Here is a 20,705-nt window from a genome sequence, read left to right on the forward strand (position 1 = left end):
ATGACCGAAGCACAGATCGTCGGCTGGGGGCACACCGCCTTTGGCAAATCCGACCTGCCCGACACCGAATCGCTGATGGCCGCCGCCGTGGCGGAGGCGCTGGACCATGCCGGCATCACCCCCGAGGATGTGGATGGCCTGTTCGTGGGCGTGTTCAACAACGGCTTTTCCCGGCAGGATTTTCAGGCGGGGCTGGTGGCCATGGGCGACGACCGCTTCGCCCATACCCCCGCCACGCGCTATGAAAACGCCTGCGCCACCGGGTCGGCGGCGCTGCATGGCGCGCTGGATTTCATCGCGGCGGGCCGGGGCCGCATCGCGCTGGTGGTGGGCGCCGAAAAGATGACCGCCACCCCCACGCCAGAGGTGGGCGACATCCTGCTGGGCGCCAGCTACCGCAAGGAAGAGGCAGAGATCGACGGCGGCTTTGCCGGGCTTTTCGGACAGATCGCGGGCAGCTATTTCCAGCGCTATGGCGACCGCTCCGAAGATCTGGCGATGATCGCCGCCAAGAACCATTCCAACGGCATGGAAAACCCGCTTGCGCATATGCGCAAGGATTTTGGCGCGGCCTTCTGCAACACCGTGTCCGAAAAGAACCCGCTGGTCGCCGGGCCGCTGCGCCGCACCGACTGTTCTCTGGTCTCTGACGGGGCTGCGGCGCTGGTGCTGGCCGATCCCGACACGGCGGCAGAGATGCGCCGCGCCATCGCCTTTCGTGCCCGCACGCAGGCCAACGAGATCATGGCCCTGTCGCGCCGCGACGTGCTGGAATTTGCAGGCGCGCGGCGGGCATGGGCGCAGGCGCTGGACCATGCCGGGCTGACGCTGGACGATCTGTCGCTGGTGGAAACCCATGACTGTTTCACCATCGCCGAATTGCTGGAATACGAGGCGATGGGGCTTGCAGACCCCGGTCAGGGCGGCCGCGTGATCCGCGAGGGCATCACCGCCAAGGACGGGCGGCTGCCGGTCAATGCCTCGGGCGGGCTGAAATCCAAGGGCCACCCGATCGGCGCCACCGGCGTGTCCATGCATGTCATGGCCGCGATGCAGCTGACCGGCGAGGCGGGCGGCATGCAGATCCCCGGCGCGCGGCTCGCGGGCGTGTTCAACATGGGCGGGGCGGCGGTGGCCAATTACGTCTCCATTCTGGAGCGGGTGAAATGACCATCGACCTGAGCCAAGGCATTCTCCCGGTCTCGACCCGGGTGATGAACCTGTCGCAGTTCCTGACCGACAGCGCGCGGCGGCATCCGCAGCAGGTGGGCTTCGTCTGGGGCGACAGGACATGGTCCTGGGCCGAGATGGAGGCGCGTTCGGCGGCTTTTGCGGTGGTGCTGCGCGACCGTTACGGCCTGCGCAAGGGCGACCGGCTGCTGGTGCAGTCGGCCAACAACAACCAGATGTTCGAGGCGATGTTCGCCTGCTGGCGGATCGGTGCGGTCTGGGTGCCCGCCAATTACCGCCAGTCCCCGGAAGAGATCGCGTATCTGGCGCGCAGTTCCGGCGCCAAGGGGCTGCTCTGCGGCGCGGAATTCCCCGACCACGCGCGGGCCTGCGACGGCGTGGGCTTCACCATCCTGATCGGCGGCTCGGACGAGGCCAGCTATGACGCGCTGGTGGAGGCGCATCTGGGACAAAGCTGCGAACCGGTGGCGGTCTGGCGCGACGATCCCTGCTGGTTCTTCTTCACCTCCGGCACCACCGGCAAGCCCAAGGCGGCGGTGCTGACCCATGGCCAGATGGCCTTTGTCGTCACCAACCATCTGTGCGACCTGATGCCCGGCACCGGGCCCGAGGATGCCTCGGTCGTGGTGGCGCCGCTGAGCCATGGCGCGGGGATCCACCAGCTGGCGCAGGTGGCGCATGGGGTCAAGACCATCTTGCCCGCCGGGGCCCGCTTCGATCCCGCCGAGATCTGGGGGCTGGTGGAAAAATGGCGGGTCACCAACCTCTTTACCGTGCCCACCATCGTCAAGCTGCTGGTGGAACACCCCTCTGTCACCGAACACGATCATTCCAGCCTGCGCTACATGATCTATGCCGGGGCGCCGATGTATCGCGCCGACCAGATCCGCGCGCTGCAGGTGCTGGGGCCGAAGCTGGTGCAGTATTTCGGGCTGGGCGAGGTCACTGGCAACATCACCGTGCTGCCGCCCGCGCATCACTCGGTGGAGGATGCGTCCATGCGCATCGGCAGCTGCGGCTTTGCCCGCACCGGCATGATGGTGCAGATTCAGGATCCGCAGGGCCGCGCCCTGCCCGCGTTCGAGACCGGCGAGATTGCGGTGATCGGCCCCGCCGTCTTTGCGGGCTATTTCGACAATCCCGAGGCCAATGCCAAAAGCTTCCGCGACGGCTGGTTCCTGACCGGCGATCTGGGCCATATGGATGCGGAAGGCTTCGTCTATCTGACCGGGCGCGCCTCTGACATGTATATCTCGGGCGGCTCCAACATCTATCCGCGCGAGATCGAGGAGAAAATCCTCGCCCATCCCGACATTTCCGAAGTGGCGGTGCTGGGCGTGGCCGATCCGGTCTGGGGGGAAATCGGCGTGGCGGTCTGCGTCGCGCGCCCCGGCGCCATGATGCAGCCCGAACTGCTGCTGGCATGGCTCGAATCCCGGCTCGCCCGCTACAAGATGCCGAAACATGTGGTGTTCTGGCCGGAGATGCCGAAATCCGCCTATGGCAAGATCACCAAGAAGCTGATCCGCGAGGAGCTGACCACGCGCGGCGATCTGGATCCGGCGGTGCCCGCGCAATGACGGCGCCGCGCGTGCTGCGCCATCCCGGCCCGCAGGCCGCGATCCGCCATGCCGCCCTGCCCTGCGCCGCGCATCCGGTGACGCTGCGGCTGGAGCCGGGCCTGCCCTTCGATCAGGCGGTGACGCAGGCCTTTGCGGCGGCGGGATATGACGCGGGCTATCTGCGGCTTTGCGATCTGCGCTTTGCCCGGCTCGCCTGGGTCATGCCCGCGCCTGCCCCCGGCGATGGCCGCGCCGCGTGGTATTCCGCAACCGAGGTGTTTCAGGACGCGGTGCTGCATCAGGGCGGCCTGCATCTGGGCCAGCGCGACGGCGCACCGTTCGTGCATTGTCACGGCGTCTGGTCCGGGCCGGAGGCTGTGCCGCGCATGGGCCATCTGCTGAACCCCGAAAGCACGCTTGCGACCTCAGCAGAGGTGACGGGCTGGGGGCTTTCCGGCGCCCGGCTGGAGGTGGTGCCCGATCCCGAAACCGGCTTTGCCCTGTTCAGCCCCCACGCGCACGGCATGGCCGACCCCGGGGGCGCCCCTGCCCTGCTCTGCACCTTGCGGCCCAACAGCGACCCCCACGCGCTGCTGCCGCAGATCGCAGCACAGCACGGGGTTTCCGCCGCAAGGATCGAGGGCCTTGGCAGTCTGGTCGGGGTCAGCTTCACCGAAAGCCGGATCGCCGATTACGCCACCGAACTGCTGCTGACCGGGGGCAGGCTGGATCAGGGCCACGCCACGCTTGAGGCCGTGGCCACCGGCTTTGACGGGCATCCCCATGCCGGGCGGCTGGCCGAGGGGCGCAACCGCATCTGCATCACCGCCGAACTGCTGATCCTGCCGCAGGTCTGATCCCGACAGGGCAGAGGTCTGTTTCGTTTGGTGCAGTGTCGCAATCGGCACGCGGAATCGACCCCATGACGGTATGGTGACGGCAAGATCGGGCGCGGCAAAAAGCTGGCCACCGGCCACCGTGTCCCGACCGCCTGTCCCACCGCCACGGGCGGGACGGCGTCGGCAGGATTCCTGACGGGGCCGCTTCTGTCCGGGGCTTCAGCCTCACCCGGGAAACCCTCCCGGCATCGGAGTTCGGCCATGGAAGCTGACGCCAAAGCCCTGTCCCTGTTGCACCGGCGCAAGCCCGGTCATGCGCTCGATCAGGCGTTCTACTGCGATCCCGACATCTTTGCGCTGGATATGGCGCGCATTTTCCAGACGGACTGGCTGTTCGTCGCGCCCGCTTGCACGATGCCAAAGCCCGGATCCTACATCACCCACCGCGTCGGCGGTTACGGGCTGATCCTTGTGCGGGGCCGCGACCAGCAGATCCGCGCCTTTCACAACAGCTGCCGCCATCGCGGCTCGATCCTGTGCAAGGGCGCTGCTGGCCATGTGGCCAAGCTGGTCTGCCCCTATCACCAGTGGACCTATGAACTGGACGGCAAGCTGCTGTGGGCCCGCGACATGGGGCCGGAATTCGACCCCTCCGCCCATGGGCTGAAGACCGTGCACTGCCGCGAAGTCGCGGGGCTGGTCTATATCTGCCTTGCAGACCATGCGCCGGATTTCGACGCCTTCGCGGCCATGGCCGCCCCCTATCTGGCCCCGCATGACCTGAACGATGCCAAGGTCGCCTATCAGTCCACCATCGTGGAAAAGGGCAACTGGAAGCTGGTCTGGGAAAACAACCGCGAATGTTATCACTGCGCGGGCAACCACCCCTCGCTCTGCCGCACCTATCCCGAGGATCCGACCATCACCGGCGTGAAGGCCGATGGCAGCTTCCCCCCCAAGGTCGAGGAGCATTTTTCGCGGCTGGAAGCGGTGGGGGCGCCGTCGCGCTTCCGCATCTCGGCGGACGGGCAATACCGGCTGGCGCGGATGCCGCTGCTGGACGGGGTGCAGAGCTACACCATGGACGGCAAGATCGCCGCGACCAAACGTCTGGGCCGGGTGCCCTATCTGGATGCCGGATCACTGATGAAGTTCCACTACCCCACCACGTGGAACCACTTCCTGTCCGACCATTCCATCACCTTCCGCGTCACGCCGCTGTCGCCCACCGAAACCGAGGTGCAGACCACGTGGCTCGTGCACAAGGACGCGGTCGAGGGCGTCGATTACGACCTGCAGCGCCTGACCGAGGTCTGGATCGCCACCAATGACGAAGACCGCCGCGTGGTCGAGGACAACCAGATGGGCATCAATTCGCCCGCCTACGAACCCGGACCCTATTCGGCGATCCACGAAGACGGCGTGCTGCAGTTCGTCGACTGGTATTGCACCACGCTGCAGCACCGCCTGACCCCGGCGCGGATGGCGGCGGAATGACCGTTCCCCTGCCCCTGCCCGGGGCCGCGGTGCGCTACTGGGATGCGACCGAGATGCTGGAATGCGTCTCGGTCATCCCCGAAGCGCCGGACGTGGCCACCTTCTGCTTCGTGGCGCCTTCGGGCGCGCTCTTTGCCTATCTGCCCGGACAGTTCGTGACGCTGGAACTGCCAGTGCCGGGCGGTCCGCTCTACCGGACCTATACCATCTCCTCCTCGCCCTCGCGGCCGCTGTCGATCACCGTGACGGTGAAGGCGCAGAAGGGATCCATCGGCACGCGCTGGATGCTGGACACCCTGCGCCCGGGAATGCGCATCCGCGCCACCGGGCCCTTGGGCAGCTTCACCTCGCATCACCACCCGGCAGAGAAATACCTGTTCATCTCGGCGGGGTCGGGCATTACGCCGATGATGTCGATGACGACCTACATGTATGATCTGGGCCGGATCCCGGATGTGGTGTTCATCAACTGCGCGCGCCGCCCGTCGGACATCGTGTTCCGCGAACGGCTGGAACATATCGCCAGCCGGGTGGACGGCATCAAGCTGCGCTGGGTGGTGGAGGATTCCGACCGTTACCAGCCATGGACCGGCTATCAGGGCTTTCTGAACCAGCTGATGCTGGGTCTCATGGCGCCCGACTATCTGGAGCGCGAGGTGTTCTGCTGCGGGCCGGAGCCGTTCATGCAGGCGGTGCGCGACGCGCTGACCGGGCTTGGCTATGACATGGCCCGCTACCATCAGGAAAGCTTCCACCCCTCGCTGGCGGAAGAGCAGGCCGAACCCACCGCCGATGACGTGGTGCCCGATGACGCCGCAAAGGCAGAGGTGGAATTCAGCCTGTCCGGCGTCACGCAAAGCTGCACCGAAGGCGACACAATCCTTGCCACCGCCCGCGCGGCGGGGCTGAACATCCCCTCGGGCTGCACCTTCGGTGTCTGCGGCACCTGCCGGATCCGCAAGCTGTCGGGGCAGGTTCACATGGTCCATAACGGCGGCATCACCGACGAGGACATCGAGGACGGCTATATCCTCGCCTGCTGTTCCCAGCCCATGGGCCGGGTCGAGGTCGAGGCCTGACCCAAAAAGGCGGGGGATTTTCCCCCGGCTTTCAGCAAAGGGTGCAGCCTGAAGCGCCCAAGCTTAGCGGCACGACGCCATATTGAACAGAAGCTCCCGAAGAGGTCTTCGGGAGCTTCTGGGTCGGATGTCAGTTAAGCGGACAAAGCGGACGGTGAGGATGACGTCGGAGGAAGAGGCTTGCACAGAGTCCAACTTTGTTTGAGAGTTGCGCCTGTCTGTCACGGCAAGATCGGCAATTGAGATGAGCAACGACGAATACGAAACTACAGCACGCGAGGCGATCAAATCGCTGATTGGAAAGCCGGAAGGCGAGGATAACGTGACCTTGTTTTTAGAACATCACTTGGCCGAACTTGAACCGGAATACTTCTCAAGCACCTATGGAAGCACAACGCCGGAAGCGACCCAGATCGTCGATTCATTGGTCTTTGTACATTCTTGGAGCTCTGAGGACGATGGCACAGTCGATGTGTTCGATTTCAGCCTCCCGGGCAGCGTGACCGACTACCTATTGTCGGTTCGGTTTTCCGGCGACGAGGTCAAAGAAATCTCCATGGAGAGTTGAAACCCACGCGCTTTGGTCGTTCCTGAAAAGTCCGGCACAATGGGCTCTCAGCTGACATTTCCATGCTGCACGATCAACTGCAAGCGGCGGGGGAACTCCCCCCGCCTTTCTGTTTCGAGGGATCAGAAATCCCAGTCTTCGTCTTCGGTGGCCACCGCCTTGCCGATGACATAGGACGACCCGCTGCCCGAGAAGAAATCGTGGTTCTCGTCGGCATTGGGGCTGAGCGCGGCCATGATCGCGGGGTTCACCCGGCACAGCTCGTCCGGGAACAGCCCTTCGAAGCCCAGATTCTGCAGCGCCTTGTTGGCGTTGTAATGCAGGAAGTTCTTCACGTCCTCGGTCAGGCCCAGCGGATCATACAGGCTTTCGGTGTAGCGGCTTTCGATCTCGTAAAGATCGAACAGCAGCGCAAAGGCGAAATCCTTGATCTCGGCGCGCTCGGCCTCGGTCAGCCGCTCCATGGCGCGCTGGAACTTGTAGCCGATGTAATAGCCATGCACCGCCTCGTCGCGGATGATGAGCCGGATCAGGTCGGCGGTGTTGGTCAGCCGGGCGCGGCTTGACCAGTGCATCGGCAGGTAGAAGCCCGAATAGAACAGGAAGCTTTCCAGAAACACGCTTGCCACCTTGCGGCGCAGCGGGTTGGCGGTGGCGTCGTATTCGTCAAGGATCAGCCGCGACTTGCGCTGCAGATGCGGGTTCTCCTCGGACCAGCGGAAGGCCTCGTCCACCTCGCGGGTGGAGCAGAGCGTGGAGAAGATCGACGAATAGCTGCGCGCATGCACCGCCTCCATGAAGGCGATGTTGGTCAGCACCGCCTCTTCATGCGGGGTGACGGCATCGGCCATCAGCGCGGGCGCGCCGACGCTGTTCTGGATGGTGTCGAGCAGCGTCAGCCCGGTGAAGACGCGGATGGTCAGCGTCTGCTCCTGCTCGGTCAGGTGCGACCAGCTCTGGATGTCGTTCGACAGCGGCATCTTTTCCGGCAGCCAGAAATTCACCGTCAGGCGGTTCCAGATCTCCAGATCCTTGTCGTCCTGCAGGCGGTTCCAGTTGATGGCGCGGGGCACGGCGCGGTGCGGGGCAAGATCTTTCATGCGGGGCCTCCGATGGGGCGCAAAACAGGGGTCACGGGATTACAGCGAACAGGACACGCAGCCCTGCACCTCGGTGCCTTCAAGGGCCATCTGGCGCAGGCGGATGTAGTAGATGGTCTTGACGCCCTTCTTCCACGCATGGATCTGCGCGCGGTTGATGTCGCGGGTGCTGGCGGTGTCCTTGAAGAACAGCGTCAGCGACAGGCCCTGATCCACATGCTCGGTCGCCGCCGCATAGGTGTCGATGATCGGCTCGGGGCCGATTTCGTAGGCGTCGCGGTAATATTCCAGATTGTCGTTGGTCATGTAGGGGGCAGGGTAATAGACCCGACCGATCTTGCCTTCCTTGCGGATCTCGATCTTGGAGGTGATCGGGTGGATCGAGGCGGTGGCATAGTTGATGTAGCTGATCGAGCCGGTGGGCGGCACCGCCTGCAGGTTGCGGTTCCACAGCCCGTCGCGCATCACGTCCTCTTTCAGCGCGGCCCAGTCCTGACGAGTGGGCACATGCACGCCGAAACGGTCGAACACGGCTTTGACGGCCTCGGTCTCGGGCAGCCAGTCGCGCGTGGTGTATTTGTCGAAGAAGCTGCCATCGGCATAGCGCGAGGCGGCAAAGCCCTTGAAGCTGGCGCCGCGTTCGCGGGCCAGCGCGTTCGACGCGCGCAGGCAGTGGAACAGCACGGTGGCAAAGTAGATGCTGGTGAAGTCGATGCCTTCAGTGCTGCCATACTGGATGCGCTCGCGCGCCAGAAAGCCGTGCAGGTTCATCTGCCCCAGCCCGATGGCATGGCTTTCGTCATTGCCGCGCCGGATCGAGGGCACGGAATCGATCGCCGACATTTCCGACACGGCGTTGAGCGCGCGCACCGCCGCCTCGACCGTGGCCCCCAGATCGCCGCCATCCATGGCCTTGGCGATGTTGAGCGAGCCGAGGTTGCAGGAAATGTCGGTGCCCATATGGCTGTAGCTGAGATCGTCGTTGAATTCCGATGCCTCGTTCACCTGCAGGATCTCGGAACACAGGTTGGACATGCTGATGCGCCCGGCCACCGGATTGGCGCGGTTCACCGTGTCCTCGAACATGATGTAGGGATAGCCGCTTTCGAACTGGATCTCGGCCAGCGTCTGGAAGAAGGCGCGGGCATTGATCTTTTTCTTGCGGATCTTCGGGTTGTCGACCATCGCGTGATACTGCTCGGTCACCGAGATTTCCGACAGCGGCTTGCCATAGACCCGCGCCACATCATGCGGCGAGAACAGATACATGTCCTCGTTTTTCTTCGCGAGTTCAAAGGTGATGTCGGGGATGACCACGCCAAGGCTCAGCGTCTTGATGCGGATTTTCTCGTCGGCATTTTCGCGCTTGGTGTCCAGAAAGCGCAGGATGTCGGGATGGTGGGCGTTCAGATAGACCGCCCCCGCCCCCTGCCGCGCGCCCAGCTGGTTGGCATAGCTGAAGGAATCCTCCAGCAGCTTCATGATGGGGATGACGCCGGAGGACTGGTTTTCGATGCCCTTGATCGGGGCGCCATGCTCGCGGATGTTGGTCAGCATCAGGGCCACGCCGCCGCCGCGCTTCGACAGCTGCAGGGCGGAGTTGATGCCGCGCCCGATGGATTCCATGTTGTCCTCAAGCCGCAGCAGGAAGCAGGAAATCAGCTCGCCGCGCTGCGCCTTGCCGGCATTGAGGAAGGTCGGCGTGGCGGGCTGGAAACGGCCTGCCAGCATTTCGGTCATCAGCTGCAGGGCAAGCGTGCGGTCGCCCCGCGCCAGCGCCAGCGCCACCATGACCACGCGGTCCTCGAACCGCTCCAGATAGCGTTTGCCGTCGCGCGTTTTCAGCGTGTAGCTGGTGTAATACTTGAACGCGCCAAGGAAGGTCGGGAAGCGGAATTTCTGCGCGAAGGCCGCGCGCCAGATCTCGGCGATGAAGGCCTCGTCATACTGCTCCAGCACGGCGGGCTCGTAATAGCCCTCCTCCACCAGATAGCGCAGCTTTTCCTCCAGCGAATGGAAGAAGACGGTGTTCTGGTTGACATGCGTCAGGAAATACTGACGCGCCGCCATCCGGTCGGCGTCAAAGCGGATCTTGCCGTGCTCGTCATAGAGGTTGAGCATGGCGTTCAGCGCGTGGTGGTCCATGCCCTGCCATTCGGCGGGCACAGCCTTGGCGGGCGCGGCTGTCGTCAGATCACGGTCGAGAGTTGCGCTTTCCAAAACCTGTCCAATCCTTCTGTGACGCGGGCGAGGTCGGTCTCTGATCCCGCCAGTTCGAAACGATAAAGCACGGGGACGGCGCATTTCTGCGCCACCACATCACCCGCAAGGGCGAAGGTTGTCCCGAAATTGCGGTTGCCCGCGGCGATGACGCCGCGCAGCTTCTGGCGGCGGTCCGGGTCGTTCAGGAACCGGATCACCTGTTTTGGCACCGCGCCCCGCCCTTCGCCATCGGCATAGGTGGGCAGGACCAGCACGAAGGGCTGCGAAGGGGCGGGCATGGGGTCGCCGGGCGAAATGGGGATCCGCGCGGCGGCGATCCCCAGCCGGGTCACGAAGCGGTGGGTGTTGCCCGACCGCGAGGAGTAATAGACCAGCCCGCCCATGCGCTCAGCTGAGCGCGCCGATCTTGTCGGGACGGAAGCCCGCCCAATGGTCGTCTCCGGCCATGACCACGGGGGCCTGCCGGTAGCCCAGTTCGGTGACGCGGGCCAGCGCCTGCGCATCCTCGGTCAGGTCGACCAGTTCGAACTCCAGCCCGCGGGCGGCCAGCGCCCGGGTGGTGGCGGTGCATTGCACGCAGGCGGGCTTGGAATAGACGATGATGGTCATGGCGGTCTCCGCAGGGTCAGGTGTCAGGTCGGTCTGGGCCCGAACGGCGGAGACGCAGGCAGGCGCGGCTTTTGGAGGCCACGCTTTTGCCGCACGTTCCGGACCCGCCGTCCGGAGTGATTTCAGCGTCTTGGCAGGTCTCCTGACTTGCAGCTCGGACACCGGGCCAGCCTTCCCGGCCCATGGGCCAGTGACGTGTTCGGCCGCGGTTCGCTGCTCACAGTTGCGGGGGCAGTGCCGGACTGGATTGCTCGCACCGGCTTCCCATTTTCACCCGCGAGTCACGGGCACCAAGACAACTGCATATTGATAGCATGCGGGTGCTGACGTCAATATCTGGCGTGAGCATCTGCGTGGAAGCGGGTTTGCGCGAATGGCATGGCTGTTTTTGCAGCCGCAGAATCCACCTTTACAGCCGGGTGATCGGGGGTCTATCTGGGGCAGCTTCGGTCCGGGCAGGCGACTGTCCGGGTAAAAGGGAACGTGGTGCGGCGCCATAAGCGCCAAATCCGCGACTGCCCCCGCAACTGTAAGCGGCGAGCGACGCCGGGACATGCCACTGCCCGCAAGGGTGGGAAGGTCCGGTCGAGCGATGACCCGCAAGTCAGGAGACCTGCCGAAGCAACACCCTGTCCGACTGCGGGGCGCATGTCGGGCTGCGGAACGTCTTCCGCCGCGGTGTCTTCGCCATCTGCGGGAAGACTCTGTCCCCCGCAGGTCAGACCGGAATCGCGCGGACCCTGAACGGGCCGCGTCTGAGGGACAAGACAATGACCCGGACCCATCTGCTGGCGGCGCTGGCCGCCTCCACCCTGCTGACCCCCCTGCCCCTGCTGGCACAGGACGCCTATGATCTGGGCGAAATCGTGCTGTCCGGCGGGCTAAGCGAGATCGCCGCCGACCGCTATGGCCGCGCCTCCACCGTATTGACCCGCGCCGAGATCGAGGAGCGGGGCATCGCCACCGTGCAGGACGCGCTGCGCGCCATGCCCGGCCTGTCGGTCACAAGCTCTGGCAGCAGCCTGACCGCCGTGCGCATCCGGGGCGCCGAGGCCGCCCATACGCTGATCCTGATCGACGGCATCGAAGCGGCGGCAGGCGATGGCAACTACGCGCTGAGCGGGCTTGAGACCGCGAATATCGAACGGATCGAGGTGCTGCGCGGGCCGCAGTCGGTGTTCTACGGCTCGGATGCCTCGGCGGGGGTCATCAACATCATCACCCGCAAGGGCAGCGAGGGCCGCACCCTGCGCAGCACGCTGGAAATCGGCGTCGGTCAGGGCTGGAGCGCCAGCGCCTTTGCCGCCAATCGCAGCGCACGCGGCGGCGTGTCGCTGTCGCTGGCCTATGCCGAGGACGAGGGCTTCGACACTTCCGGGGACGGCGGCGAAAAGGATGGCATCAACCGCGGCACCGCGATCCTGTCGGGGGATCACATGATCGGCGATGCGCTGAAACTGGGCTTCACCCTGCGTCGGTCTCGGGAAGACTATGAGTATGATTCCAACAGCTGGACCCCGACCGGGCCGGATGATTACGTCGTGGACGACAAAAAACCCTACAGCAACCGCTGGGAAACCACGGCGGGCCTCTTTGGCGAATACGCCACCCCCGGCAGCGCGCTGGCGCAGCGACTGAGCTTAGAGACCACGCGCAATGCCCAGAGCTATGACGGCGGCAGCCCCACCAACACCCGCACCGATGCGGCCAAATACCGGCTGAGCTTTGCGCTCGACGGGCGGGATGTGGCGCAGACCGATCATCTGCTGAACACGCTGCTGGAATGGGAACGCGACGACAGTTCCAGCAATCCCGAATACGAACGCGAGACGTCCTCGCTGGCCCTGGAGTATCGAGGCCGCCTGTTCGAGGGTTTCGACCTTCAGGCGGGCCTGCGGCATGATGACAACACCCGCTTCGACGACATCACCACTTGGACGCTGGGCCTGTCATGGCAGCTGGAGAACGGGATGCGGCTGCATGCCTCCGGCGGCAAGGGGGTCGTCAACCCGTCCTATTTCGACCTTTACGCCGAGAGTTATGGCTATGTCGGCAACCCCGATCTGACGCCGGAAATCAACACGGGCTGGGATCTGGGCGTGGAGCTTCCGGTGCTGTCCGGGCGCGGCACGGTCGATCTGACCTATTTCCGCGAAAACCTGGCCGACGAGATCACCGAGGTTTCGCTGCCGGGTGGCGGCATCAGCTTCATCAACCAGTCCGGCGAAAGCACCCGCGAGGGCGTCGAGGTTTCGGGTCAGGTGCAGGCGACCGATGCGCTGGGGCTGCGGCTTGGCTATACGTGGCTGAACGCGGAAAATCCCGATGGCAGCGTCGAGGTGCGGAGCCCCGAACACGAGCTGACGCTGGGCGCCACGCTGGCCGCCTTTGACGGGCGCGGCACCGTCACCGCCGACCTGCGTCATGTCGCGGGGAATTACGGCAAAACCAGTTGGGGCGATCAAGGGGTCGAGGAACTGCCCGCCTTCACCACGGTGGACGTGGCGGCGCGCTATGCGCTGAACGACCGGCTGACCCTGACGGGGCGGGTGACGAACCTGTTCGACAAGGATGCGGTGGAGGTCTGGGGCTATGCCAACCGGGGACGTGCGGTCTATGTCGGGCTTTCGTCGGAGTTTTGAGGCCCTGATGCTGGCGGCGGGGCTCTGTGCCCTGCCGCCCGCCAGCGAGGCGGCGCCATTGCGCGTCGTCTCCATCAACCTGTGCACCGACCAGATGGCGATGCTGCTTGCCGCGCCGGGGCAGCTGCTGTCGGTGTCGCATCTGGCGCGTGATCCGCGCAGTTCCGCCATGGCGCAGCAGGCCGAGCACTGGCCGCTCAACCATGGCGGCGCCGAAGAGGTCTATCTGCTGCGCCCCGATCTGGTGCTGGCAGGCAGCTATACCGCGGGCGCCACCGTCTCGATGCTGGAACGGCTGGGGATCCCGGTCGCGCAATTCGCCCCGGTGACCGGGCTTGACGACATGCGCGCCCATCTGGCCCGCATGGGCGAGGTGCTGGGCCGCGAAGAGCAGGCGACAGCACTGCTGGCCGAATTCGAGGCGCGGCTTGCCACGCTGCACGACCCAGCCGCCACCCCGCCGCGCGCAGCGCTCTATTTCCCCAATGGCTATACGCTGGGCGGCAACACCTTGGGCGGCGAAATTCTGGAGGCGGCGGGCTTTGCCAATGTGGCGGCGGAGCTGGGGCTGACCCGCGGCGGGGTGATCCCGCTGGAACTGCTGGCGCTGGCCGCCCCCGATGCGGTGCTGACCAGCCAGCCCTATCCCGGCGGATCGCGGTCCGAAGACATCATGGCGCATCCCGTGGTGGCGGCGCTGCGCGCGCAGATGCCCATGGCGGCGGTGACCGATGCCGACTGGGTCTGCGGCACCCCGCATGTGCTGCGCGCCATGGAAGACACGGCGCGCCTGCGCCGCGCCCTGGAGGATACGGAATGAAACTGGTGCTGGGTCTGTCCCTGACCGTTCTGGCGCTGGTCACGCTGTCGCTGCTGACCGGCCCCGCAGAGGTCGGCGCGGGCGAAAGCCTGCGCGCGCTGGTGTTTGGCAGCGACGGGCCGCTTGGCATGGTCATGCGCGAAATCCGTCTGCCGCGCGCGCTGCTGGCGCCGCTGATCGGCGCCGGGCTGGGGCTGGCCGGGGCGGCGATGCAGGGCTATCTGCGCAACCCGCTGGCCGATCCCGGCCTGATCGGCGTGTCGGGATCAGCCGCACTTGGCGCGGTGCTGGCGATCCAGACCGGGATCGCGGGCAGCCTGACGCTGGGCCTGCCGCTGTCGGCGCTGGCGGGCGCGCTGGTGGGGGTGGCGCTGGTGCTGGTGCTGGCGGGACCGGGAGGCGGCGCGCTGACGCTGATCCTTGCGGGCATCGCCATCTCGGCGCTGGCCGGGGCGCTGACCTCGCTGGTGCTGAACCTGTCGCCCAACCCCTATGCCGCCAATGAAATCGTGTTCTGGACCATGGGATCGCTGGCCGACCGGTCGATGACCCATCTCTGGCTGGCGCTGCCGCTGCTGGCGGTCGGCATGGCGCTGCTGCTGAGCCTCGGGCGCGGGCTGGACGCGCTGACGCTGGGCGAGGATGCGGCGGCGGCCATGGGGGTGCGCCCCGCCCGGCTGCGGCTGGGGCTGGTGATCGGCACGGCGCTGGTGGTGGGGGCGGCCACGGCGGTGGCGGGATCCATCGGCTTTGTCGGGCTGGTGGTGCCGCATCTGCTGCGCCGCGCCACCGGCGGGCGGCCCGCGCCGCTGCTCTGGGCCTCGGCGCTTGGCGGGGCGGCGATGCTGACCGCCGCCGACATCGCGGTGCGGCTGGTGCTGCCCGACCGCGACCTGAAGCTGGGGGTGCTGACGGCACTGGTGGGCGCGCCGCTGTTCCTGCACCTGATCTGGCGCAGCCGGGGAGAGCGCGCATGACCCTGCTGACACTGGACCGGATCTCTGTCACCCGCCGGGACCGCGCCGTGCTGCGCGACATCACGCTGTCGGTGGGCGCGGGCGAACTGGTGGGGGTGATCGGCCCCAATGGCGCGGGCAAGACCACGCTGCTGCGCACGGCGCTGGGGCTGGTGGCGCATGAGGGGCACTCCTCTCTGGCGGCCCTGCCCGAGCCCGCCCGCGCCCGTGCCGCCGCATGGCTGCCGCAGACGCGAGAGATCGCATGGCCGGTCAGCGTGGAAACGCTGGTGGGGCTCGGCCGCCTGCCGCATCTGGGACCGGGGCGGCGCATGGGCGCTGCGGACCGTGTCGCCGTCGATCATGCGCTGGACGCGCTGGGTCTGGGACCGCTGCGGCCGCGCACCGCCACGCGGCTTTCGGGCGGCGAACAGGCGCGGGTGCTGATCGCGCGTGCGCTGGCGCAGGACACGCCGCTGCTGCTGGCCGATGAACCCATCGCGGGGCTGGATCCGGAACACCAGATCGCCACGATGACCGTCTTTGCGACGCTGGCCGCCGAAGGGCGCGGCGTGATCGTGTCGCTGCATGATCTGGGGCTGGCGGTGCGGCACTGCACCCGGCTTCTGGTGCTGGACCATGGGCGGCTGGTGGCGGATGGCCCGCCCCGCGAGGTGCTGACCCCCGATCTGGTCGCCCGGGTGTTCCGGGTCAGCGCGCATTTTGCCGACACGCCGCAGGGCCCGGTCTTTCAACCGCTGGAGGTGCTGCCCTGCCCGCCGTCACCCTGAATGCGCCATGGCTGAGCCTTGATCTGGGGGCAGAGCTGCGGGTGCTGAGCTGGGCGCTGAACCGTCCCGGCTATGTCCGGGCGCGGCGCATCCTGTGGCGCGAGGTGCGCAATGCCGATCTGCCGCCCGATCTGGACGTGCGCGCATGGCTCGCCGCCGAACTTGACGCGCTTGGTGCGGCGGATGCGGTGGTGCTGCTGACCTCGCGCGATGTGACCAGCCATCGCAGCGCTGCGGTGCCGGGGGCGTTCTGCCTTGCCACGGTGGGCCTGTCCAATGCCGAACGGGTGGGGCATCGCGTGCCCCGCGACCCAAGCCGCTGGGGCACCATCAACCTTGCCCTGCAGCTGGATGCGCCGCTCAGCGACACCGGCCTGCTGGAGGCGCTGAGCATCGCCACGCAGGCGCGCACCGCCGCCGTGATGGATCTGGGGCTGCGTTTGCCGGGGGGCATCGCCACCGGCACCGGCACGGACTGCATCGTCGTGGCCGCCCCCGAAGGCGGGCAGGATTACGCGGGCCTGCATACCGATACGGGCGAGGCGATCGGCGCCGCCGTCTATGCCGCCGTGACGGCGGGCGGGCAGGACTGGATGCGCGATGTGGCGCCCCGGTTTACGCCGCCGCCAGCATAAGCCCCGCCACAAGCAGGGCGGGCAGCACCAGCAGCAGGCGCGGCGCCCGCTCCTCGATCCCGGTCAGCAGCAGGCCAAGCGCAAGGGCGGCCAGCGTCAGGATCCCCGCCCATGCGGTCAGGCCCAGCCCCCGCCCCCACTGATCGAGCGCCGCCCAAAGCGACAGCGCCAGCAGCAGCGCCCCCGCCCCCTGCCAGAGCCGGGGCCGCAGCGGCGCACCCCGCCGCCCGGTGAGCTGGGCAAAATGCCGGGGCATGGCGCAGGCCAGCGCAGCAAAGCCCGCGTAGCACAAGAGCAGCGACAGCCATCCCGCCATGGTCATTCCCCCGCGATGCGTGGCGCGCGCAGGCGCGGCGCCGGGCTGGGCAGGCGGCGTTTGCGCGGACCGGCATACCACCACGCCAGCGCATAGGCCGCGCCGCAGACCAGCGCCGCCAGATCGAAGCTGGCAAGGATCCAGCTGCCCTGTGCCACCGCCTGCGGCAGGCCCGCACCCCCCGTGGCCGGGTTGAGCAGCGGCAGCCCCAGCAGCAGCAGCGCGGTCAGCCCCAGCTGTTCGGGCCATGCCCGCGCGGGACCGCGCAGGAACGGGTGCAGCACCGCCGCAGCCCAAAGCGCGAAAAACACGGCAATCTCGGCCTCCGCCCGCTGGTCAAGGCGGACGGGCAGCAGACGGTTGGCCCAGAAATACCCCGCCGTGGCCAGCGACAGCCCGGCGATGCCGCCGACATTCAGCCGCTCCACCAGCCGGAAGCCCAGAGGCGTGACACCGGATTTGGCGTGTTTCATGCCGCGCTTCGCGGTCCAGAGCAGCAGCCCGGTGCCCACCATGACCGTGCCCGCAAGGCCCGACAGGAAGAACAGCCAGCGCAGGTCGGTATCGGCGAAACGCCCGCGATGCAGCGCGCCCAGCACGTTGTGGGTCGCGGTGATCGCGCTGACCCGGGGCGGCAGGGTTTCCTCCAGCAGCGCGCCGGTGGTGCCGTCAAAGCGCAGGCGCGCGCCCCCTCCCCCGCCGCCGCCCTGCGTGGCAAGACTGTCATTGCGCGCGGGCGACAGGGTGATCTCTGGCCGCGCGCTCAGGCGCCCCTCGACGCTGATGCGGCCAGCGGGCATGTCCCAGCGGGCCTGCGCCTCGGCCAGCAGAGGGGCGATGGGGACCAGCGGCGCGGGCGCGGTCAGGGCGGGCGGCGGGTCGGTCCGCGGCGCGGCCTGACGGGTGCGGCCTTCGACCACGAAGGGCAGCAGCGTGGCGGTGAACAGCAGCAGCCCCGAATAGGTGATCATCAGGTGATAGGGCAGCGCCAGCACGGCGGTCATGTTGTGCAGATCAAGCCAAGACCTCTGGCCCTTTCTGGGGCGGAAGGTGAAGAAGTCCTTGAAGATCTTCTTGTGGGTGATGACCCCGCTCAGGATCGCCACGAACATGGCCATGGTGGCGACGCCAACGATCCAGCGCGCAGCCTCGCGCGGCAGCCCGTGCAGTTCGAAATGGAAGCGGTAGAGGAAATTGCCGCCCGCCGTGTCGCGCGGGGTCAGCAGGGCACCGGTGGCGGGATCCATCACCTGCCCCGCGCCGCGCTGCTGCGGCTGGCCCGGATCGCGCCATGACAGCCCCAGCACCGGGCTGCGTTCCGAGGGCAGCGTCACCGACCAGCTGTCGGCCTCCGGCGCCAGTTCCGCCAGCCGGTCCAGTGCCAGCTGTGCGGGCGCCTGCCCGGGCCGCGCGGCGTGCAGTTCCGGCGTCATCCACAGCGTGATCTCGCTGCGGAAATAGGCGAGCGTCCCGGTCAGGAAGACCGCGAACAGCAGCCAGCCCAGAACCAGCCCCGTCCATGTGTGCAGCCAGGCCATGTTCTGGCGAAAGCCCTGTTTCACGACAGCCCCCCAAAAAACCAGAGCAGCAGCACCAGCGCCGCCGCAGGCAGGACCAGCCCCGCCGCCATGCGGGCCGGGCTGCGGATGGAAAAGACCCAGACCGGGACCAGCGCAAAGACCATGAAGGCCAGCATCGCGCCAAGCCGCGCGCCGTCCTGCCCCGCAAGCGGCAGCAGGCGGCAGGCCAGCACGGTCAGATTGGCCAGCCCGTACCCCCCGACCAAAGCCGCCGCCACCCGGAGGGTGACGGCGCTTCGTGGAGAGAGGGCGGCGGAGGGAAACGCCACGCCTGCCCCCTGTCTCAGAACCGGGCCGTCAGGCCGACGAAATAGCGCCGTCCGTCCAGCAGCGAGCCGTAATCCTCGCTGGTGATCTGCTTGTCGAAGGCGTTGTAGATGCCGAAATTGCCCTGGATGCTGTCGTTGAAATCATAGGTCGCGCCCAGATCCACGATGGTGTAGCCGGGCACCCGGTCACTGCTGGCTTCCTCGTTGGTCTCGCTTTTGAATTTGACCTTGCTCCACAGCGACAGCCGGTCATTGGCCTGCCAGTCGAGCCCGAGATTGACCATGTGCTGCGGCAGCGCGTTCAGCCGTTCGCCCTTGTTGACGCCCGAGGTGATCTCGCTGTCGGACCATGTGTAATTCGCGGTCACGTCAAGATCGCGCCAGCGATAGTCCAGCGTCGCCTCGACCCCCTGAATCTCGGCCTCGTCAAGGTTCACATACTGGTTGATCCACTGCCGGGTCTCGCCGTTATAGACGCAGCTCCATTCGGCCTCGTCCACGGTGCCGTCGCCATTGGTGTCGGGGCTGTCGCAGATGCGTTCCTTGTCGATCTTGTCGGTGAACTTGGTGTGATAGGCGGTCAGCCCCAGCTGCAGGTCGCTGCGCGGCGTCCAGACCATGCCAAGCTCGTAATTGGTGCTTTCCTCGGGCTGCAGGCTGCTGTTGCCCTTGTCCCAGCCCCGGCCCCGGCCCGCCTGTTCCACGATGCCGTCATCGGTGCGTTTCAGTGCGGGCACGGTATAGCCGCCGCTGACGCCGCCCTTCAGGGTCAGCGTGTCGCGCAGATGCCAGACGCCATAGATGCGCGGCGTGAAGTTGTCGCCGAACTTCTCGTTCTCGTCATAACGCCCGCCCAGCGTCAGGGTGAAATCGTCGGTCAGGCTGATCTCGTCCTCGACAAACAGCGAGGCATGCCAGCGTTCCAGATCGGTGTTGATCGATCCCGGAAAGCGGTCAGCGTCGTGGAAGGTCTTTTCCAGCTTGTAATCAAGGCCTGCGGTCATCTTGTGGGCGCCGAAGATCATCAGCGTCTTGCTGTTGAAATTCAGCTGCTCGAAGGAGGACAGGTTGCTGCCCTCGTCGATCTCCACCCGCTCTTTCTTGAGGAAGGAGGTGGTCTCGAACCCGTTCTGCCAGCGCAGCTGGTGGCTCAGCGCCACATCGTGCCGGGTGGTGTTCACATCGGTTTCGGTGGTGCCGTTGTCCAGATCGCGCGTCGTGGTCTGCCGCGACTTGCTGTAATCCAGATCCAGATCCTGCGCTTCGGTCATCTGCCAGGTCAGCCGCACGCCATTGGTGCGCCGTTCGATGCCGGAAAACCCGCCCTCGTATTTGTCGGAGGCGCGGTCGAAGGTGGATCCGTAAAAGCTCAGCCCCAGACGGTCCTTCACCAGCGGCCCGGTCAGGTAATAGTTGGTCTGCAGCGAATCCGAGGATTTGCCGTCTTCCTGCAGGGTCTGGCCCACCGACAGCGTGCCGGTCCAGACATCCGCCGTGGGTTTGGTGATGATGTTGATGACCCCGCCCGAGGCAGCGGATCCATAAAGCGACGACATCGGGCCACGGATCACCTCGATCCGGTCGATGATGGCGGGGGGCGGCAGAAGCTGGGTGCGCTGGCCGCTGCCCCAGCCGTTGTAATAGGCATCCTGACTGTCGCCGACGGGTTTGCCATCGACAAGGAACAGGATGTAATCCTCGCCAAAGCCGCGAATGTTGATCGAGCTTGATCCGGGCAGCTTGCCCGAGCCGCTTGATTCGATGGAAATGCCGGGGATGGTGTCCAGAATGTCGGTGATGCCGCTATAGGAGCGGCCCTCGATCTCTTCCGAGGAAATGACGGTGATCGTGGCGGGGGCGTCGGCGATCTGCTGTTCGAACCCGGTGGCCGAGATGACGATTTCGCCCAGATAGGCGTCATCAAGGCTGAGATCCTGCGCCAGCACCGGAGTGGAGGCAAGCATCAGCGGCAGCGCCGCGCAGCCCGAACGCAACCGCCCGGCGAAGGTGATCCTGTGTGTCATGGTC

General features: G+C 66.4%; 19 protein-coding genes and 2 riboswitches. Of the genes, 11 read left to right on the plus strand and 8 right to left on the minus strand.

Annotation, left to right across the window (positions count from 1 at the left end; all coding sequences use genetic code 11):
• The 6 genes from BLR51_RS06385 (at nt 1) to BLR51_RS06410 (ending at nt 6,736) form a co-directional block, all read left to right on the plus strand.
• Nucleotides 1–1,170 (plus strand): acetyl-CoA acetyltransferase, encoded by a 1,170-nt coding sequence (locus tag BLR51_RS06385; RefSeq protein WP_089845210.1) that lies wholly within the window; start codon nt 1–3, stop codon nt 1,168–1,170.
• The gene (locus BLR51_RS06390) at nt 1,167–2,771 is read left to right on the plus strand and encodes an acyl-CoA synthetase (RefSeq protein WP_089845100.1); all 1,605 of its coding nucleotides are present in this window, start codon (nt 1,167–1,169) and stop codon (nt 2,769–2,771) included. Before BLR51_RS06385 ends, BLR51_RS06390 begins: the two co-directional genes overlap by 4 nt.
• On the plus strand, nt 2,768–3,610 hold the full coding sequence (locus BLR51_RS06395) for a PPC domain-containing DNA-binding protein (RefSeq protein WP_089845102.1): 843 nt from the start codon (nt 2,768–2,770) through the stop codon (nt 3,608–3,610). Before BLR51_RS06390 ends, BLR51_RS06395 begins: the two co-directional genes overlap by 4 nt.
• Before the next feature lie 243 nt (nt 3,611–3,853).
• Nucleotides 3,854–5,089 (plus strand): aromatic ring-hydroxylating oxygenase subunit alpha, encoded by a 1,236-nt coding sequence (locus tag BLR51_RS06400; RefSeq protein ID WP_089845104.1) that lies wholly within the window; start codon nt 3,854–3,856, stop codon nt 5,087–5,089.
• Nucleotides 5,086–6,168: an FAD-binding oxidoreductase gene (locus tag BLR51_RS06405; RefSeq protein ID WP_089845106.1), complete on the plus strand. Its 1,083-nt coding sequence runs from the start codon at nt 5,086–5,088 to the stop codon at nt 6,166–6,168. Before BLR51_RS06400 ends, BLR51_RS06405 begins: the two co-directional genes overlap by 4 nt.
• Before the next feature lie 244 nt (nt 6,169–6,412).
• Nucleotides 6,413–6,736, plus strand: a complete 324-nt coding sequence (locus BLR51_RS06410; protein WP_089845108.1) for a DUF2004 domain-containing protein — start codon at nt 6,413–6,415, stop codon at nt 6,734–6,736.
• Nucleotides 6,737–6,858: 122 nt separating this feature from the next.
• Here BLR51_RS06410 and nrdF read toward each other — a convergent pair whose 3' ends face one another.
• Genes nrdF through nrdH form a run of 4 tightly spaced genes read right to left on the minus strand, consistent with a single transcriptional unit; the run spans nt 6,859 to nt 10,668 of the window.
• Nucleotides 6,859–7,836 carry a class 1b ribonucleoside-diphosphate reductase subunit beta gene (nrdF, locus tag BLR51_RS06415; RefSeq protein ID WP_089845110.1) on the minus strand — a complete coding sequence of 326 codons (978 nt, stop codon included), beginning with the start codon at nt 7,834–7,836 and terminating at the stop codon, nt 6,859–6,861.
• 39 nt (nt 7,837–7,875) lie between these two features.
• Complete coding sequence (gene nrdE, locus BLR51_RS06420; protein WP_089845212.1) at nt 7,876–9,981, minus strand: class 1b ribonucleoside-diphosphate reductase subunit alpha; 2,106 nt, start codon at nt 9,979–9,981, stop codon at nt 7,876–7,878.
• A gap of 44 nt (nt 9,982–10,025) precedes the next feature.
• Nucleotides 10,026–10,442, minus strand: coding sequence for a class Ib ribonucleoside-diphosphate reductase assembly flavoprotein NrdI (nrdI, locus tag BLR51_RS06425; protein WP_089845112.1), 417 nt, complete (start codon nt 10,440–10,442; stop codon nt 10,026–10,028).
• 4 nt (nt 10,443–10,446) lie between these two features.
• Entirely contained in the window at nt 10,447–10,668 is a 222-nt protein-coding gene (nrdH, locus tag BLR51_RS06430; protein ID WP_089845114.1) for a glutaredoxin-like protein NrdH, read from the minus strand.
• Between the two features lie 116 nt (nt 10,669–10,784).
• Nucleotides 10,785–10,978, minus strand: a riboswitch (cobalamin riboswitch).
• 120 nt (nt 10,979–11,098) lie between these two features.
• Nucleotides 11,099–11,303, plus strand: a riboswitch (cobalamin riboswitch).
• A 135-nt stretch (nt 11,304–11,438) separates the two neighbouring features.
• Between nrdH and BLR51_RS06435 the strand changes: the two genes are divergently transcribed.
• The 5 genes from BLR51_RS06435 to BLR51_RS06455 are packed head-to-tail and all read left to right on the plus strand — an operon-like array spanning nt 11,439 to nt 16,512.
• On the plus strand, nt 11,439–13,310 hold the full coding sequence (locus BLR51_RS06435) for a TonB-dependent receptor plug domain-containing protein (protein WP_089845214.1): 1,872 nt from the start codon (nt 11,439–11,441) through the stop codon (nt 13,308–13,310).
• Nucleotides 13,285–14,130, plus strand: a complete 846-nt coding sequence (locus tag BLR51_RS06440) for an ABC transporter substrate-binding protein (protein ID WP_242656658.1) — start codon at nt 13,285–13,287, stop codon at nt 14,128–14,130. Before BLR51_RS06435 ends, BLR51_RS06440 begins: the two co-directional genes overlap by 26 nt.
• On the plus strand, nt 14,127–15,107 hold the full coding sequence (locus BLR51_RS06445) for a FecCD family ABC transporter permease (RefSeq protein ID WP_089845118.1): 981 nt from the start codon (nt 14,127–14,129) through the stop codon (nt 15,105–15,107). The genes BLR51_RS06440 and BLR51_RS06445 overlap by 4 nt, the downstream gene beginning before the upstream one ends.
• Nucleotides 15,104–15,877: an ABC transporter ATP-binding protein gene (locus BLR51_RS06450; RefSeq protein ID WP_089845119.1), complete on the plus strand. Its 774-nt coding sequence runs from the start codon at nt 15,104–15,106 to the stop codon at nt 15,875–15,877. The genes BLR51_RS06445 and BLR51_RS06450 overlap by 4 nt, the downstream gene beginning before the upstream one ends.
• Nucleotides 15,878–15,918: 41 nt before the next feature.
• On the plus strand, nt 15,919–16,512 hold the full coding sequence (locus tag BLR51_RS06455; protein ID WP_375342678.1) for an adenosylcobinamide amidohydrolase: 594 nt from the start codon (nt 15,919–15,921) through the stop codon (nt 16,510–16,512).
• Here BLR51_RS06455 and BLR51_RS06460 read toward each other — a convergent pair.
• From BLR51_RS06460 to BLR51_RS06475, 4 genes are read right to left on the minus strand one after another with little or no spacing between them, the layout of a single operon-like run.
• A complete protein-coding gene (locus tag BLR51_RS06460) occupies nt 16,493–16,828 on the minus strand; it encodes a DUF3325 family protein (RefSeq protein ID WP_089845123.1) in 336 nt (111 codons plus the stop codon). The two genes, BLR51_RS06455 and BLR51_RS06460, sit on opposite strands and share 20 nt — an antisense overlap.
• A gap of 2 nt (nt 16,829–16,830) precedes the next feature.
• Nucleotides 16,831–18,390, minus strand: coding sequence for a PepSY-associated TM helix domain-containing protein (locus BLR51_RS06465; protein ID WP_207543572.1), 1,560 nt, complete (start codon nt 18,388–18,390; stop codon nt 16,831–16,833).
• Nucleotides 18,387–18,677 carry a hypothetical protein gene (locus BLR51_RS06470; protein WP_131821794.1) on the minus strand — a complete coding sequence of 97 codons (291 nt, stop codon included), beginning with the start codon at nt 18,675–18,677 and terminating at the stop codon, nt 18,387–18,389. The genes BLR51_RS06465 and BLR51_RS06470 overlap by 4 nt, the downstream gene beginning before the upstream one ends.
• Nucleotides 18,678–18,691: 14 nt before the next feature.
• The gene (locus BLR51_RS06475; RefSeq protein WP_165616750.1) at nt 18,692–20,701 is read right to left on the minus strand and encodes a TonB-dependent receptor domain-containing protein; all 2,010 of its coding nucleotides are present in this window, start codon (nt 20,699–20,701) and stop codon (nt 18,692–18,694) included.
• Nucleotides 20,702–20,705 lie beyond the last annotated feature (4 nt).

Source organism: Salipiger marinus (genome assembly GCF_900100085.1).
GTDB lineage: Bacteria > Pseudomonadota > Alphaproteobacteria > Rhodobacterales > Rhodobacteraceae > Salipiger > Salipiger marinus.